The organism is Saccharothrix coeruleofusca (genome assembly GCF_014648515.1).
In the GTDB taxonomy this organism is placed as follows: domain Bacteria; phylum Actinomycetota; class Actinomycetes; order Mycobacteriales; family Pseudonocardiaceae; genus Actinosynnema; species Actinosynnema coeruleofuscum.
The window spans coordinates 1592-16683 of sequence record NZ_BMRG01000017.1; the positions used below are offsets into that span (position 1 = coordinate 1592).

Here is a 15092-nt window from a genome sequence, read left to right on the forward strand (position 1 = left end):
AGATGGCGAGCATCCTGGCCACCGCGCCGGGACTCCACAGCTCGCCGCTGCCCACGGAATCACCACCGGCCCTGTTCGCATCGGTTCTGAAACGAAAATGTTAACGAGTACGTCCCGTCATCGCGGGGTAACCACCGGGCGAGGTGATCGGATGCCGCTCGTGCCGAGAGACCTGATCGTCGTCGGCGCGTCGGCCGGCGGGGTCGAAGCGCTGCGCGGGTTCGTCGCCAACCTGCCTCCGGACCTGCCCGCGGCGGTCGCGGTGGTGCTGCACCTGCCCGCCGGGGGCACCAGCGCGCTGCCCGCCATCCTGGACCGCAGCGGTCCGCTGCCCGCCGTCAGCGCACGTCACGGAATGCCCGTGGTCAGGGGGCGGGTGCACGTGGCCCCGCCGGACCACCACCTGCTCGTGGTCGACGGGGAGTTCCGCCTCTCGCACGGCCCCACCGAGAACGGCCACCGGCCCGCGGTCGACGCCCTGTTCCGCTCCGCCGCCGTCGCGCGCGGCGCGGGCGCCATCGGCGTGATCCTGTCGGGCACCCTCGACGACGGCACGGCGGGTGTGGTCGCCATCGTCTCGCGCGGCGGCCTGGCGGTCGTCCAGGACCCGGAGGAGGCGCTGTACCGGGGGATGCCCGAGAGCGTGCTGCGCCACGTCCCGGACGCGCAGGTGCAGCCGGTGGGCAAGATGGGGTTCCTGCTGCGGGAGCACGCCCTCCAGGAAGTGGAGACCGGCGGTGACGCCGGGATGCCCGAGCTGCTGCGGTTGGAGGCCAGGCTGGCGGGCGGTGGTGGGGGTGCGACCCCCGGTGAGGTGGACGAGATGGGCACGCCCTCGGACTTCAGCTGCCCGGACTGCCATGGCACCCTGATCGAGTTGGACGCCGAGCACAAGCGCTTCCGCTGCCAGGTCGGCCACGCCTGGACCGCGGAAGCGCTGCTGGACGCGCAGGCGGTGTCGCTGGAGAAGGCGCTGTGGACGGCTCTGCGAACCCTGGAGGAGAAGGTGAAGCTCGCCAAGCGCATGGGCAGGGAAGCCGAGGCCAGGGGTAACCGGTGGTTGGCCGACCGCTACGGGCACACCGAGCGGGAGGCGCAGGACGCCGCCGACGTGTTGCGCGACCACCTGCTCAGCGGGTTGTTCAACAGGCAGTCGAACGCGGAGCGAAGCGGATGAGCCTGACCCTCGACCTGGCCGAGGTCGACAACGTGGTGGTGGTCCGCCCGGAGGGCAGGCTCGACCTGACCACCTACCGCACCCTGCGCGACGGGCTGCTCAAGTGCGCGGTCACCGGCCCCTCCGCGGTGGTCGTGCGGCTCGGCGAGGACTTCGAGTTCGCCACCCCCGCGGTGATGTCGGTGTTCTCCACGGTGTGGATGCGCGTCTCGGAGTGGCCGGGTGTGCGGATCATGCTGGTCGGGGAGTCCGATACGCACCGCCACGCCCTGGCCAGCGGCGGCGCGGGCCGGTTCGTCCCGCACTTCGCCTCGCTGGAGGAGGCGCTGGCCGTGGTGGAGGACCCGCCCCACCGCAGGCGCGACGAGGTGGAGCTGCCCGAGTCGCCCGCGAGCGCGCTGATGGCGCGGCAGTTCGTCCGGGCGACCTGCGAGCGCTGGGAGGTCCACGAACTGGCCGACGACGCGGTGCTGGTGGCCACCGAGCTGGTCGACAACGCCCTGCGGCACGCGCGTTCCGCGCCCAACCTGCGGATGGAGCTGCGCGGCTACCGGCTCGTCATCGCGGTGCGGGACGGCTCGAACAGCCCGCCCACGGCGCGCGTCGCCGCAGGCCCCGAGGCGGGCGTGCGCGGCATCCAGCTGGTCGAGGCGGTCAGCCGGTTCTGGGGCTACTCGCCGTGGCCGGGGGGCGGCAAGGTGGTCTGGGCGGTCCTGGACGGTTAGGCGGTCGAGCGGCCGTCGGGAATCCGGGTAGCGTTGCGGGCCGTGAGCGAACGCCTGGCACCGGACGACGACTTCGAGGAAGTTCTCCGCTACCTCAAAGAGAGCCGGGGCTTCGACTTCACCGGCTACAAGCGCACCAGCCTCATGCGGCGGGTGCGCCACCGGATGACGCAGGTCGGCATCGACAACTACCCCGACTACATCGACCAGTTGCAGGTCAACGCCGACGAGTTCAACTCGCTGTTCAACACCATCCTGATCAACGTCACCGGGTTCTTCCGGGACGCCGAGGCGTGGGACTTCCTGCGCGAGGACGTGGTGACGACCCTGCTGGCCGAGCGCGGCCCGGACGACCCGATCCGGGTGTGGAGCGCGGGCTGCGCGTCCGGGGAGGAGGCGTACAGCCTGGCCATGGTGCTGGCCGAGGCGGTGGGCCCGGAGCGGTTCCGGCAGCGGGTGAAGATCTACGCCACCGATGTCGACGACGAGGCGCTCACCCACGCCCGGCACGCGCTCTACGGCGAGCGCGAGCTGCAGAACGTGCCCGCGGAGCTGGTGGCCAAGTACTTCGAGCCCCAGAACGGGCGCTACGCCTTCCGCAAGGACCTGCGCCGGTCGGTCATCTTCGGCCGCAACGACCTGGTGCAGGACGCGCCGATCTCGCGGATCGACCTGCTGGTGTGCCGCAACACGCTGATGTACTTCAACCAGGAGACGCAGGCCAAGGTGCTGGGCCGGTTCCACTTCGCCCTCATGCCCAGGGGCGTGCTGTTCCTGGGCAAGGCGGAGATGCTGCTCAGCCACAGCCGCATCTTCGACCCGGTGGACCTCAAGCACCGCCTGTTCCGCAAGGCCCTCAGCGGTGTGGGGGGAACCGCCCACTTCGTGACCCAGAGCTACGTGCAGGACCGGCGGATCGACTTGGGCGGGCTGGACCAGCTGCGGGAGTACGCGTTCTCCGCCAGCCCGGTGGCCCAGGTGGTGGTCAGCGCGGAGGACGTGGTAGCGCTGGTCAACCAGCAGGCCCAGGCGATGTTCGGGCTGAGCGCCAAGGACATCGGCAGGCCCCTGCGCGACCTGGACCTGTCCTACCGGCCGGTGGAGCTGCGCGGCTACGTCGAGCAGGCTCGCCTGGAACGGCGCGCGCTGCGCGTCAAGGAGGTCGAGTGGTCGCGCGCCGCAGGGGAGTCGCTGTGGTTCGAGGTGCACATCAACCCGCTGGTCACCGGTGACAACACGCTCATCGGCGTGTCGGTGGTCTTCCACGACGTGACCTCGGCCCGCCGGTTGCTGGAGGACCTGGAGTACGCCAACCGCCAGCTCGAATCGGCCTACGAGGAGCTGCAGTCCACCAACGAGGAGCTGGAGACCACGAACGAGGAACTCCAGTCCACAGTGGAGGAATTGGAGACGACCAACGAGGAGCTCCAGTCCACCAACGAAGAGCTGGAGACGATGAACGAGGAGCTGCAGTCCACCAACGACGAGCTCCAGACGATCAACGACACGCTGCGCGAGCGCACCCTGGAACTGGACCAGGTCAACGACTTCCTGGAGTCGATCCTCACCTCGCTGCGCCCCGGCGTGGTGGTGCTGGACCTGCAGATGCGCGTGCTGGCGTGGAACCGGGGCGCCGAGGAGCTGTGGGGGGTGCGCCGCGACGAGGCCGAGGGCGAGCACCTGCTCAACCTCGACATCGGCCTGCCGGTCGCCGATCTGCGCCCGGTGGTGCGCAACGCGCTGACCGACGCGGCGTACCTGACCGAGATGAAGATGGCCGCGGTCAACCGCAAGGGGCGCGAGGTCACCGTGCGCGTGGTGTGCAGCTCGCTGCGCTCCAACACCGACACGCCCAACGGCGCGATCCTGGTGATGGAGCAGAGTTCCTGAAGTCCTGCGGGATTCCGGCGAGCACCCCTGGTCGCGGACGCCGAGGCCGTGCCCGACCCGAGCGTGATCGCGACCAGGGGTGGCGACAGCTCAGGAAGAGGCCGCGGACTTCAGCTCCTCGGTCAACTCCTGCTTGCTCTTGCCCGCGACCCCGGTCAGGCCCGCGTTGCGCGCCTGCGCGAGCAGCTCCTCCTTGGTGGCCTCGCCGGGCATCTCGCCCAGGTGCCGGGCGCGGCTGGCGGCGAACGCCTCGCCCAGCTCCAGCCTGCGCCGCGCGGACAGCTTCTCCCGCATCCCCGGCAGCACCGAGGACTCCTCCTCCTCGACGTGGTGGGTGACCGACTCGACCACCTCGTCGAGCAGGCTCTCGAACTCCGGCGACGACGGGTCGGCGGCCGCCAGCCGGGCCAGCAGCTGCTCGGCCTCGACGTGCTCCTCCTGGCTGTGGGCGACCTCGTCGATCTCGCCCGCCTCGTCCCGCGCCACCGGGTAGACCTCGGCCTCCTCGGCGCGGCTGTGCGCGGTCAGCACGGCCGCCAGCACGGGCACCAGCAGCGGTCGCTTCTCGGGGTGGTTCTTCAGCTCAGCGAACAGCCGCTCCACCTCGCGGTGGTCCTGCATGATCAGGTCAACGACGTCGACCGCCACGGCCGCCTCCTCCTCGGGGATCTTGCCTACCGGCGCGGTGTACCCCCCGACGAGGTGGTTCTAAGCCTCGTTCCCCGATCAGCCCTCGACCCGGCGGATGACGCTGACCGGGCCGATCGAGTCGATGTCGGCGATCTTGACCGGCACGCCCTCGGTGGAGGCGTGCACCGCCCGGATGCCGTCGATCGCCATCGCCACGTGCGACTGGCTGGAGTAGTAGATGACCAGGTCGCCCGCCTTGACCTCGTTGCGCCCCACGGCGCGGCCGATGGTGGCCTGACCGTAGGTGGTGCGCGGGATCGACACGCCCGCGAAGCGGTAGGCGGCCTGCATGAGGCTGGAGCAGTCCCACGAGTCGGGGCCGTTGGAGCCGTAGACGTAGGGCTTCCCGCGCTGCTGGAGGGCGAACTGCAGCGCCTTGCCCGCGGTGCCCGCGGGGACCTGGATGGCGCTGGTGTCGCCCAGGTCGCTCAGCGCCGCCCGGTCGGCCGCGCTGAGCGACCGGTACTGCTCGCGGGCCTCGCCCACCTGCTTGTCCAGCTCGCTCTTGCGCCCCGCGATCTCGTCGACCAGCTTGGTCGCCGCCGCGGTGGCCTCGGTGGCCCGGCGCTGCGCGTCGTCGGCCTTGTCGACGGCCTGGCCGAGCCCGTCCAGCGCCGCGGCGTTGTCGGCGGCCAGCACGCCCAGCGCGCTCATCCGGTCGAGGAAGTCCTGCTGGGAGTCGCTGACCAGCAGCGCGGACAGCTGGCTGAACCGGGCGCCCTCGAAGGACGCCTCGGTCAGCAGGTCCACCTCGCCGCGCAGCGCGTCCTGCGCCTGCCTGGCCTGCTGCAGGTCGCGGTTGGCCTGGTCCAGCTCGCCCTGCTTGGCCTTGAGGTCCTCCTGCGCCCGCAGGTGCTCCTCGTTGAGCTTCTCCGCCTCGGTGGAGAGCTCGTTGTACTTCTTCAGCGCGTCCGACGCGTTGGGCGGCACGGGATCGGCCGCGGCGTGGGGCAGTGGTCCGGCGACCAGCGCGGCGGCGGCCGTGGTGGCCGCCAGTGCCGCGCGGACGCTGCGCCTTGCGGGGTGCGACGCCACGTTCGCGCAATCCTCCTCGTGCCGGGTGTAGCCCGAATGGGTTACGTCCTCGGGTCTCGGACAGGTTACGGAACGCAGCCGGGTTCGTCCATACGGGGTTCACGCGCCCCGTCGGTCATCCGGCCACCCTGGCCAGGAACCCGGCGAGGTTGGCGGTGGTGCGCTCGACCTTCTCCTCCAGCGACAGCGACTCGTGGAGCCTGCTGCCGGGGCCTGCGTCCTTCTTCCCGCGCAAGTAGAGCGAACAGGCCAGGTCGGAGCACATGTAGGCGCCCACCGAGTTGCCCGCCTGCCCGCCGCGCCCGGCCTTGCGCGCGGTCATCAGCGAGACACCTCCGCCGGTGTGCGTGGTCAGGCACAACGAGCACATGTTGCGCCGCGCCTGCCCGGCCGCCGGCGTCGCCCGGCGCAGCGCGACCGCCACGAACCCGTCGCCGGACTCGGTGATCAGGTAGGCGCGCTCCGCCGAGGAGGGGTCCTGCCAGCCCAGGAAGTCCAAGTCCTCCCACGGCCGCCCGGCCAGGTCCTTGGGCACGGCCAGCCGCTTCGCCTCGCCCTTGGTGCAATTGATGAAGGAGGCGCGGATGTCACGCTCGGTCACTGGTTTCACGGGTACGACGGTAGGTTTCCTAGAGGCATTAGGCAAATGACTATTATCTCTAGGCAGAGTGAAGGGGGACACATGGCACGGGTGGGGATGACCGCCGAGCGGCTGACCACGGCCGCGGCGGAGTTGGCCGACGAGGTCGGCTTCGAGAACGTGACCGTCTCAGCGCTCGCGCGCCGGTTCGGCGTCAAGGACGCGAGCCTGTACTCGCACATCAGGAACGCGCAGGAGTTGCGGGTCCGGGTGGCGCTGCTGGCACTGGCCGAACTCGCCGACCGGGCCGCCGACGCGGTGGCTGGCCGGTCGGGCAAGCAGGCGCTGGTGGCCTTCGCCAACGCCTACCGGGACTACGCGAAGCGCCACCCCGGCCGGTACGCCGCGGGTCAACTCCGGCTCGACGCGGAGACGGCGGCGGCCAGCGCGGGACGCAGGCACACCGAGATGACGCGGGCGATCCTGCGCGGCTACGAGGTGCCCGAGTCCGAGCAGGTGCACGCCGTGCGGCTGCTGCACAGCGCTTTCCACGGCTACGTGAGCCTGGAGCGCTCCGGCGGGTTCGACCACTCCGGCGAGATCGAGTCCTCCTGGGACAGACTCCTCGACGTCCTCGACACCACCCTCCGCCACTGGCCCGCCTGACCCCACCCCCGCGAGTCGAACGCTCAGGACCCCTGAGTTCAACGCTCAGGACGGCCACGCCGCCCCCGGTGTCACCCACTCATGGGCGTGTTGGGCATGTCGCCCCCCACGCGAGTAGCGCGTCCAGACACCACGAACCGAGCGTTCGGACACTCCGCCCCCCGCCCTCACCCACCTCGGGCAGTACTTACCGACCCTCCCAGCCCCCTCGGGTAGTACTTGCCCACGCACCGGCGCGCGCGCAGTGGGGCCCCGCGAGCGCCGCTTTGCTGGATAACCCAACCCCAACGCTCAACTCACCGTGCCCGAACGCTCAACTCACACGACCTGGGCGTTGAACTCACACGGCTTGGGCGTTCGACTCCCGAGGGGAGGGGGCCAGATCTGGGCGGCCGCCGGGGTGGTCCACGGTCTTGCCGGACGCGGTCACCGCGCGCCGCGCCGCTTCGGGCACGTCCGCGCCGCCGACGAGCGCGACGGTCAGCGCGGCCACGAACGCGTCGCCGCCGCCGCTGGTGTCGACCACTTCGACGTCGTCCAGCGGCAGGAACAGCTCGCCCTCCCGCCAGACGAACGCGTTGCCCTCTCCGCCGACCTCCAGCGCCACCACGGACGGTCCGCGCTCCAGCAGTTCGCGCCCCGCGCGCAGCGCCGCGTCCACGCCGTCCACCGGGTGCCCGGTGAGCAGTTCGGCTTCCTGGTGGTCGGCCCGCAGCACGTCGGCGGCGGCCAGCAGTTCGTCCACGCGGTCCGAGGGCACGCCGTCCAGCACGACCAGTCCCCGCGCGGCGCGGGCGGCCACCAGCGCGGCTTCGCCGGGCTGCTGGAGCTGCACCACCACGGCGTCGGCCGAGGCGAGCGCGTCGGCCGCGGCGGAGACGTCCGCGGGCGCCAGCAGCACCGACTCGGGCAGGTCCTCGAAGTACCGGTACCGCCCGTCGCACACCACGTCCACCACCAGCCCGGTGGTGGTGTCGGGCCTGCGCACCAGGGCGGAGGTGTCGATGCCGTCCGCGGTCAGCTGCTCGACCAGCCGGTCGGCCACCTCGTCGTCGCCGAGCACGCCCACCAGCACCGGCGACGCGCCCAGTTGCGCCGCCGACACGGCGATGTTGGCGCCCTTGCCGCCGAGCATCTCGCGTCGCTGCCGCACCGGCGCCGAGCCGCCCGCGTCGGGCACGTGCGGCACGACCAGCACCAGGTCCCGCGCGACCTGTCCGACCACCGCGATCCGCATGACTGGATCGATACCCGGCGTGCCCTGGCCGAAACACGCTGTTGACGTCGTGGCGCACGGGTGCGATCGTGTGGAACTGGGAGCGCTCCCAGATTTCCCAGATCACCGTGGATCTGAAGGAGACACGTTGCGACTCAAGCGCTTAGGGGCGTTGGCCGCGGCCGTACTCGGCGTCGTCGGCGTGACCACCGTGTTCGGCCATGGCGGGGTCGCGATGGCCCACGGGTCCATGACCTACCCGGCCAGCCGGACCTACGCCTGCTACGAGGACGGCCGGGCGGGCGGGGGCGGCGACCTCAACCCCACCAACCCGGCGTGCGTCGCCGCGGTCGCGATCGGCGGCAAGCAGCCGCTGTGGGACTGGTACGGCAACCTGATCAGCCAGGCGGCGGGCAAGCACCGCGAGATCATCGCCGACGGCGACCTGTGCGGGCCCAGCACCAAGTACGACGCCTACAACCTGGCCCGCGACGACTGGCCGACCACCACGCTGCGGGCGGGCGCGCCGATCACCTTCCGCTACAACGCCTGGGCCCCGCACCCTGGCACCTGGGACCAGTACGTCACCAAGGACGGCTTCGACGTCACCAAGCCGCTGAAGTGGTCGGACCTGGAGCCCGCGCCGTTCAACAGCGTGCTCAACCCGCCGCTGGGCAGCGGCGAGTACTCCTGGAACGCCACCCTGCCCAACAAGACCGGCAGGCACATCATCTACTCGATCTGGCAGCGCACCGACAGCCCCGAGGCGTTCTACAGCTGCTCGGACGTGATCTTCACCGGCGGCAGCGGCGGTGACGGCCAGGCACCCACCGCGCCGGGCACGCCCACCGCGACCGCGTCGGCCGACTCCGTGGCGCTGAGCTGGTCGCCGTCCGCCGACAACGTCGGCGTCACCGGCTACCAGGTGTTCCGCGAGGCGGGCGCGACCGACGTGCAGGTGGCTTCGGGTTCGACGACCTCCGCGACGATCACCGGGTTGACCCCGAGCACCACCTACCAGTTCTACGTGGTGGCGCGGGACGCGGCGGGCAACACCTCACCGCCGTCGGCAGCGGTGTCGGTGACCACCGCGGGTGGCGGGGGCACGGCGGGCGAGTGCGCGGTCTCCTACGCCACGCCCAGCGTGTGGTCCGGCGGCTTCACCGCGAACGTGTCGGTCAAGAACACCGGCTCCAGCGCCGTCAAGGCGTGGCAGTTGAGCTGGGAGCTGCCCTCCGGCGAGGGGATCGCGGGCAGCGCGTGGTCGGCCGACGTCGCCGTGGCGGGCGGCAGGGCCACCGCGAAGGGCATGACCTGGAACGCCGACATCGCGCCGGGGTCCTCGGTCAGCTTCGGCTTCAACGGCACGACGGGCGGGAACCCGGCCAAGCCCGCCTCGTTCACCCTGAACGGAGCGTTGTGCGCGTCGGCGTGATGCTGGGGGGTTGCGCGGCCGCGGCCGCGCTCCTGGTGGGGTCGGCCGCCTGTTCGGCGGGCGGCTCCACCACCTCCGGCCCCACCCTCGGCGCGACCGCGCTGGGACCGCCGCTGACCACGACGACGCAGATCGCGGAGTGGTTGCGGGAGAAGACGGGTGAGTGCGCGCAGGCCGAGCAGCGCACCATGGAGCAGTTCGCCGAGTTCCTCGGCCCGCTGCGCACCAAGCTCTACGCGCCCTACGTGGCCGAGTGGGCGACCTGCAAGGTCGGGCCCTACGAGCGGTTGGGGCTGGTGGTGTTCCACCGCGACCGGCTGGCCGAGTTCCAGAAGTCCTGGCAGGCCGCGCGGGCGAGCGGGGAGGTCGGCGACGACCCCGACTTCGGGTTCGGCAACGGCTTCGCCCTCAGCGGCACGCTGGGGCTGGAGTCACTGGGGCTGCACCACCTGCGGTGCAGCCCGGCAGCGGGCAGCGCTTCAACGGCGAACAGCGCTCGGGAAGCCGACGGCGCTCCGACAACGGACGGCGGTTCGACGGCGAACAGCGGGTCAGCGACGGGCGGCACGTCGACAGCGGAGAGCGGGACGGAGGACGGAGGAGGCCACACACTTCCAGCTGAAGCACCGGGCTGCGTCTACATCCAGCCGCCGGGGCATCACCACTAGACGGCTCGTCCGCGCGGCGGTGCGGTGCTCTGCCGCACGACCAACGAGGTGGCGAGCTCGATTCGGCGGTGTTCGGGCTCCTCGCCCCGTGCCAGCGTGATGGCGAGACGGGTGCCCGCCGCTGCCATGTCCTGCAAGGGCTGGCGGATCGTGGTCAGCGGCGGGCCCACCCACTGGGCGACGGGCAGGTCGTCGAAGCCGATGATGCTCAGGTCCTCGGGCACCCGCAGCCCGGCGGCGCGCGCGGCTTCGTAGACGCCCAGCGCCTGCAGGTCGCTGCCCGCGAACACCGCGGTGGGCCGGTTCGGGCCGTCCAGCAGCGGTGCGAACTGGCGGTGCCCGGAGGCGACGTGGAAGTCGCCGTAGCGGATCAGGTCCGGGTCGACCTGAAGCCCCGCGGTCTCCAGCGCGGCGCGGTAGCCGTCGACCCGCGCCCGGCTGCACAGCACGCGCTCGGGCCCGCCGATCATGGCGATCCTGGTGTGCCCCAGCTCGATCAGGTGCCGGGTGGCGGTCAGCCCGCCGTTCCAGTTGGTCGCGCCGATCGACGGGGTGTCCAGGTCGGGCTCGCCGATCGGGTCGACCACCACGACCGGGATGTCGCGGGCGCGCAGCTTGGCCAGTTGCTGGCCGGTGAGGTCGGAGAAGACCGAGATGACCGCCAGCGGTTTGCGCGCGATGACGCCCTCAAGCCAGCCGTGGCCGGGGGTCAGCCGCCCCTGGGACTCGGAGAGCACCAGCGCCAGGCCGTTGTCGGCGGCCACCTGCTCGGCGCCCCGGATGATCTCCAGCGCCCACGCGCTCTCCAGCTCGTGGAACATCAGCTCCACCAGGTTGGAGCGCCGTGACCGCTCGTCGGCCCGCCGCTGGTAGCCGTGCCTGCGGATGATGGCCTCGACGCGCTCGCGGGTGTGCGGGGCGACGTCCGCCCGACCGTTCATCACCTTCGAAACTGTCGGTACCGAAACCCCGGCCTCGGCCGCGATATCCGCGATGGTGATCTTGCCCGGTGCGGTGCCATCCGGGGAGGACGGGTCGGCTTTGGTCGGCATGGGCGCAGTCTACGGCAGCGAGGTGCACTTCTGACCCCCAGCCGCGATGCTCTCCTGTGGTTCTCTGGCATGAATCGGCACTGCGCGAAGTCGAAAACAATCGTTAATGACCATGAAACTATCGGCAACATTCGCGTGGCGTGGCAACGAGGAGAGCGCTCACACGATCGGGTGACCCGGTGCGGTCTGGACCAATCGGGTTCCGACTACCCCGGAAACGCCGGAGCGGGTCCGCGGGGGAGCACCCCGAGGACCCGCTCCGGACGGGCAGGACTACTTGCCGAAGCCCGCGGTCAGACCGCTGAGCAGGAACCGGCGGCCGATCAGGTAGACCACGAAGATCGGCAGCACGGACAGCGTCACCGCGGCCATCAGCGCCGGGATGTTGGTGCCGAACTGGCCCTGGAAGTTCCACAGGCCCAGGGTGAGCACGCGGCTGGACTGCGACTGCGTGAGCACCAGCGGGAACAGGAAGCCGTTCCACGCGTTCAGCGCCGTGTAGACCACCACGGTCATGATCGCCGGCCTGGCCAGCGGCAGGACCAGGCTCACCAGCACGCGGAACGAACCCGCTCCGTCGATCGCCTGCGCCTCGTACAGCTCGCGCGGCACGTCGCGCAGGCTGTTGGTGAGCACCAGCGTGGCCACCGGAAGCGCGAACGCCGCCGTGGGCAGGATGATCGCGGTGAGGGTGTCGTACAGGTGCATCCGGGTGATCAGCAGGTACACCGGGATGATGGCGGCCTGCGCGGGGATGGCCAGGCCTGCCAGCAGCAGGGTGAACCCCCGCTGCACGAACCGGCCCGTGCCGCGCACCACCGCGTACGCGCACGGCACGCCGACCAGCACCACGATGGCCACCGTCGCCACGGTGACGATGACGTTGTTGAGCAGGTACTGCGCGAACCCGCCGGTCAGCACCGTCGTGTAGTTGTCCAGCGTGGGGTTCTCCGGCACCGCGAGGGTACCGCTGGTCAGGTAGTCCGCCCGGCTGCGCAGACTCGCCGTCAGCACGTACACCAGCGGCCCGAGGACGATGACCAGCCACGCCACGGCGAACAGCCCGGCGGGCCAGTTGGGGCGCGACTTCACGAACCCTCCTGCTGGCTGCTCATCGCCCGGAAACCCGTGGCGCGCGTGACGATCACCGACAACGCCGTGCCCAGCACCACCAGCAGCACGGCGATCGCGCTGGCGTAGCCCATCTCGAACCCGCTGAAGCCGGTGATGTACATGTGCAGCGGGATGATCCGGCTCGCGGTGCCAGGGCCACCCTGGGTCAGGATCAGCACCGTGTCGAACGTGGTCAGCGAGCCGACCAGCATCAGGATCGACGAGGTCACGATGGTGTAGCGCAGCTGCGGCAGCGTGATGTTGAAGAACCGGCCGAACCTGCCCGCCCCGTCGATGATCGCCGCCTCGTAGAGCGAGGCCGGGATGCCCCGAGCCGCGCCCTGGTACAGCAGCGTGTGGAACGGGATGTACTGCCAGGAGATCACGAACACCACGGTGTAGATGGCGATGTCCGGGTCGCCGAGGAACTGCGGACCCCCGGCGAAGATGCCGAAGTTGGAGTCCAGCAGCGCCTGCCAGAGCAGGGCGATCGCGGCGGTGGACAGCAGCAGCGGCAGGAAGAAGATGGAGCTGAGCACCGCGCGGGAGCGCTGCTTGCCCGCCGCCCAGACCCCGATCAGCAGTGCGATCGGGGTCTGGACGGCCCAGGACACGACCATGAGCAGCAAGGTCCGCCCCATGGACGCGTGGGCTTCTCCATCGGAGATGAGCCTGGACCAGTTCGCCACCCCGTTGAACGTCGGCGTGCCCAGGCCCTGCCACGAGGTGAAGCTCAGGTACACCACCAGCACCATGGGCAGTGCCGCGAACAGCCCGAAGAAGGCGAACGCGGGCACGGCGTACCAGCTGGACGGTCGTTGGGACTGCATCAGCGCGCGGCCACCGCGTTGACGAACTGCTCCGGCGAGACCTTCTTCAGGAACAGCTCCTGCAGCTGGGTCAGCATGAAGGTCGCGTCGTCGGCGGGCAGGTCCTGGTCCCAGGACAGCTGGAAGTGCTTGGCCTCCTTGACGGTGTTGTAGATCCACGTCGTGTAGTCGGCGTTGGGCGCCTTGGCCAGCTTGTCCTCCACGCCGACCACCGCGGGCACGTCACCGGCGTCGATCAGCGCCTGCACGTAGGAGTCCTCGTGCAGCGTGGTGGAGACGAACTTCTTGGCGGCGTCGAGCTGCTTGGAGTCCGAGGTCACCGAGTAGTAGTTGCTGGCGTTGCCGACCACGTTGCTCGGGTCGCCCTTGCCGCCGGGGATGGCCGGGAACGCGGTCCAGCCCAGGTCGCCGTTCTTGACGAAGTCGGGGCTCTGGTCCTGCTGGTTGACGAACTCCCAGGAGCCCATCAGGTGCATCGCGGCCTTGCCCTGCGCCATGATCGTCGAGGCGCCGCCCATGTCGTAGCCCACGGAGGCGAAGTTGTCGCCGAAGCCGCCGCGGTCGATGAGCTCCCGCAGCTTGGTCAGCGACTCCAGCACCGCCGGGTGCTTCCAGCCCGCCGCGCCGTTGTCGCGGATGGCCTTGAAGACCTCGGGACCGCCGATGCGGTCGAGCAGGTACTCAGCCCACATCAGCTCGGTCCACGCCTGCGAGCCCGCCAGCGAGATCGGCTGGACGCCCTTGTTCTTGAAGGTGTCGACCAGCGACAGCAGGTCGTCCCACGTCTTCGGGGGCTGCACGCCCGCCTCGGCGAAGACCTTCTTGTTGAAGAACAGCAGGACGGGCTGCATACCGCGCATGGGGATGCCGTACTGCTTGCCGTCGATCTTCGCGCCGTCCATCACGCTGGGGATGAACGCGTTCTTCAGCTCGGGGTTCTGGTCGAGCACGGGGGTCAGATCGGCGATCTTGCCCGCGTCGACGTACTCCTTGAGGTTGCCGCCGCCCCAGTTGAAGAACACGTCGGGCGCGTTCGGGGAACCGATGGCGACCCGGAGCTTCTGCTTGTACGGGTCGTTGCCGAAGGTCTCCAGCGAGCCGTTGCCACCGGCGGCCTTGAAGGAGTCGATCGACTTCTGCTCGATCGGGTTGAGCACCTGGTCCTGCAGCGCCCAGATCTTCACCCCGCCGCCTGCGGGACCGGCCGGACCGGCCGATCCGCATGCGGAGAGCACTGCTGCTGCCGTGACGAGCCCCATCGCGATGAGGGGACGCGTCCAAGATCGGCGGGACATGCGACCGCCACCCTTCTGCCACGCTGCGGAATTCCGTGGCGTCGAAAAGTTTCGAAACATCCACGACTTGCGCAGACCTTAGGGGGGTTAACACCAGGTGTCAAGCGTCACTTGGGCGTGTTGAGACAACCCATTTCAGCAGCTCAAAGCATCACTCTTGTGTTTCGATCTAGTTTCGATACTATCGGCGCATGCGTCGAGCCACGTTGGCCACCATCGCCGCGGCTGCGGGAGTGTCGCTGCCGACGGTCTCCAAAGTGCTGAACGGCAAGGACGACGTCGGCGCCGAGACCAGAGCCAGGGTCCGGCAGCTGCTCGCCGAGTACGACTACGTCCCGGTCGGCTCCCGCCGCGGCTCCAGCCACCTGCTGGTGGACCTGGTCTTCACCGCGCTGGACAGCCCGTGGGCGGTGGAGATCATCCGCGGCGTGGTCGACTCCGGCCTGCACGTGGTGGTCTCCTCGATGGCCAGACCCCGCCAGCACGCCTCGTGGGCGACCTCGCTGGTGGAGGCGCGGCGCGCGGGTGTGCTGCTGGTGACCTCGCAGCTGACCGCGGCCGACCGCCGGGTGCTGGCCGACTCCCGCATCCCGGTCGTGGTGATCGACCCGGTCGACCTGCCGCACCCCGACGTGCCCAGCGTCGGCGCGACGAACTGGGCGGGCGGCCTGTCCGCCACCGAGCACCTGATCCAGCTGGGGCACCGCAGGATCGCCGTGA

At 70.4% G+C, this 15092-nt stretch carries 15 protein-coding genes; 7 read left to right on the forward strand and 8 right to left on the reverse strand.

Features of this window, described 5'->3' with window-relative positions; translation table 11 throughout:
• Positions 1–151 precede the first annotated feature (151 nt).
• From IEZ00_RS29035 to IEZ00_RS29045, 3 genes are read left to right on the forward strand one after another with little or no spacing between them, the layout of a single operon-like run.
• Positions 152–1177, forward strand: coding sequence for a chemotaxis protein CheB (locus IEZ00_RS29035; RefSeq protein ID WP_189226549.1), 1026 nt, complete (start codon positions 152–154; stop codon positions 1175–1177).
• Complete coding sequence (locus IEZ00_RS29040) at positions 1174–1902, forward strand: hypothetical protein (protein ID WP_189226550.1); 729 nt, start codon at positions 1174–1176, stop codon at positions 1900–1902. The genes IEZ00_RS29035 and IEZ00_RS29040 overlap by 4 nt, the downstream gene beginning before the upstream one ends.
• 42 nt (positions 1903–1944) lie before the next feature.
• The gene (locus tag IEZ00_RS29045) at positions 1945–3792 is read left to right on the forward strand and encodes a CheR family methyltransferase (RefSeq protein WP_189226551.1); all 1848 of its coding nucleotides are present in this window, start codon (positions 1945–1947) and stop codon (positions 3790–3792) included.
• A gap of 90 nt (positions 3793–3882) precedes the next feature.
• Here the strand turns inward: IEZ00_RS29045 and IEZ00_RS29050 are convergent, their stop codons facing one another.
• From IEZ00_RS29050 to IEZ00_RS29060, 3 genes are all read right to left on the reverse strand, one after another.
• Entirely contained in the window at positions 3883–4440 is a 558-nt protein-coding gene (locus IEZ00_RS29050; RefSeq protein ID WP_189226552.1) for a hemerythrin domain-containing protein, read from the reverse strand.
• A gap of 78 nt (positions 4441–4518) precedes the next feature.
• Entirely contained in the window at positions 4519–5517 is a 999-nt protein-coding gene (locus IEZ00_RS29055) for a C40 family peptidase (protein WP_189226553.1), read from the reverse strand.
• Positions 5518–5632: 115 nt separating this feature from the next.
• Complete coding sequence (locus IEZ00_RS29060; RefSeq protein ID WP_189226554.1) at positions 5633–6127, reverse strand: FBP domain-containing protein; 495 nt, start codon at positions 6125–6127, stop codon at positions 5633–5635.
• Between the two features lie 72 nt (positions 6128–6199).
• Here IEZ00_RS29060 and IEZ00_RS29065 point away from each other — a divergent pair, with 72 nt between their 5' ends.
• The gene (locus IEZ00_RS29065; protein WP_189226555.1) at positions 6200–6763 is read left to right on the forward strand and encodes a TetR/AcrR family transcriptional regulator; all 564 of its coding nucleotides are present in this window, start codon (positions 6200–6202) and stop codon (positions 6761–6763) included.
• A 340-nt stretch (positions 6764–7103) separates the two neighbouring features.
• On the opposite strand, the gene IEZ00_RS29070 is transcribed toward IEZ00_RS29065, so the two are convergent.
• Positions 7104–8000, reverse strand: coding sequence for a PfkB family carbohydrate kinase (locus IEZ00_RS29070; protein ID WP_229796188.1), 897 nt, complete (start codon positions 7998–8000; stop codon positions 7104–7106).
• A 127-nt stretch (positions 8001–8127) separates the two neighbouring features.
• On the opposite strand from IEZ00_RS29070, the gene IEZ00_RS29075 reads away from it, so the two are divergent.
• Positions 8128–9414, forward strand: a complete 1287-nt coding sequence (locus IEZ00_RS29075) for a lytic polysaccharide monooxygenase (RefSeq protein WP_229796189.1) — start codon at positions 8128–8130, stop codon at positions 9412–9414.
• Positions 9399–10082, forward strand: coding sequence for a hypothetical protein (locus IEZ00_RS29080; protein WP_189226556.1), 684 nt, complete (start codon positions 9399–9401; stop codon positions 10080–10082). The genes IEZ00_RS29075 and IEZ00_RS29080 overlap by 16 nt, the downstream gene beginning before the upstream one ends.
• Here the strand turns inward: IEZ00_RS29080 and IEZ00_RS29085 are convergent.
• The 4 genes from IEZ00_RS29085 to IEZ00_RS29100 form a co-directional block, all read right to left on the reverse strand.
• Positions 10079–11134: a LacI family DNA-binding transcriptional regulator gene (locus IEZ00_RS29085; RefSeq protein WP_189226557.1), complete on the reverse strand. Its 1056-nt coding sequence runs from the start codon at positions 11132–11134 to the stop codon at positions 10079–10081. The genes IEZ00_RS29080 and IEZ00_RS29085 overlap by 4 nt on opposite strands.
• 273 nt (positions 11135–11407) lie before the next feature.
• On the reverse strand, positions 11408–12226 hold the full coding sequence (locus IEZ00_RS29090) for a carbohydrate ABC transporter permease (RefSeq protein WP_189226558.1): 819 nt from the start codon (positions 12224–12226) through the stop codon (positions 11408–11410).
• Positions 12223–13077 (reverse strand): carbohydrate ABC transporter permease, encoded by an 855-nt coding sequence (locus tag IEZ00_RS29095; RefSeq protein ID WP_189226559.1) that lies wholly within the window; start codon positions 13075–13077, stop codon positions 12223–12225. Before IEZ00_RS29095 ends, IEZ00_RS29090 begins: the two co-directional genes overlap by 4 nt.
• Positions 13077–14261 carry an extracellular solute-binding protein gene (locus tag IEZ00_RS29100; protein ID WP_229796190.1) on the reverse strand — a complete coding sequence of 395 codons (1185 nt, stop codon included), beginning with the start codon at positions 14259–14261 and terminating at the stop codon, positions 13077–13079. Before IEZ00_RS29100 ends, IEZ00_RS29095 begins: the two co-directional genes overlap by 1 nt.
• Positions 14262–14563: 302 nt before the next feature.
• Between IEZ00_RS29100 and IEZ00_RS37290 the strand changes: the two genes are divergently transcribed.
• Positions 14564–15092, forward strand: a 529-nt coding sequence (locus IEZ00_RS37290) for a LacI family DNA-binding transcriptional regulator (RefSeq protein ID WP_229796191.1), incomplete at its 3' end; no start/stop codon positions are given.

Bases quoted from the DNA above. Each gene is read 5' to 3' on its own strand.
- IEZ00_RS29035 (WP_189226549.1), top strand. From the start codon at position 152: ATGCCGCTCGTGCCGAGAGACCTGATCGTCGTCGGCGCGTCGGCCGGC.
- IEZ00_RS29040 (WP_189226550.1), top strand. From the start codon at position 1,174: ATGAGCCTGACCCTCGACCTGGCCGAGGTCGACAACGTGGTGGTGGTC.
- IEZ00_RS29065 (WP_189226555.1), top strand. From the start codon at position 6,200: ATGGCACGGGTGGGGATGACCGCCGAGCGGCTGACCACGGCCGCGGCG.
- IEZ00_RS29070 (WP_229796188.1), bottom strand. From the start codon at position 8,000: ATGCGGATCGCGGTGGTCGGACAGGTCGCGCGGGACCTGGTGCTGGTC.
- IEZ00_RS29085 (WP_189226557.1), bottom strand. From the start codon at position 11,134: ATGCCGACCAAAGCCGACCCGTCCTCCCCGGATGGCACCGCACCGGGC.
- IEZ00_RS29095 (WP_189226559.1), bottom strand. From the start codon at position 13,077: ATGCAGTCCCAACGACCGTCCAGCTGGTACGCCGTGCCCGCGTTCGCC.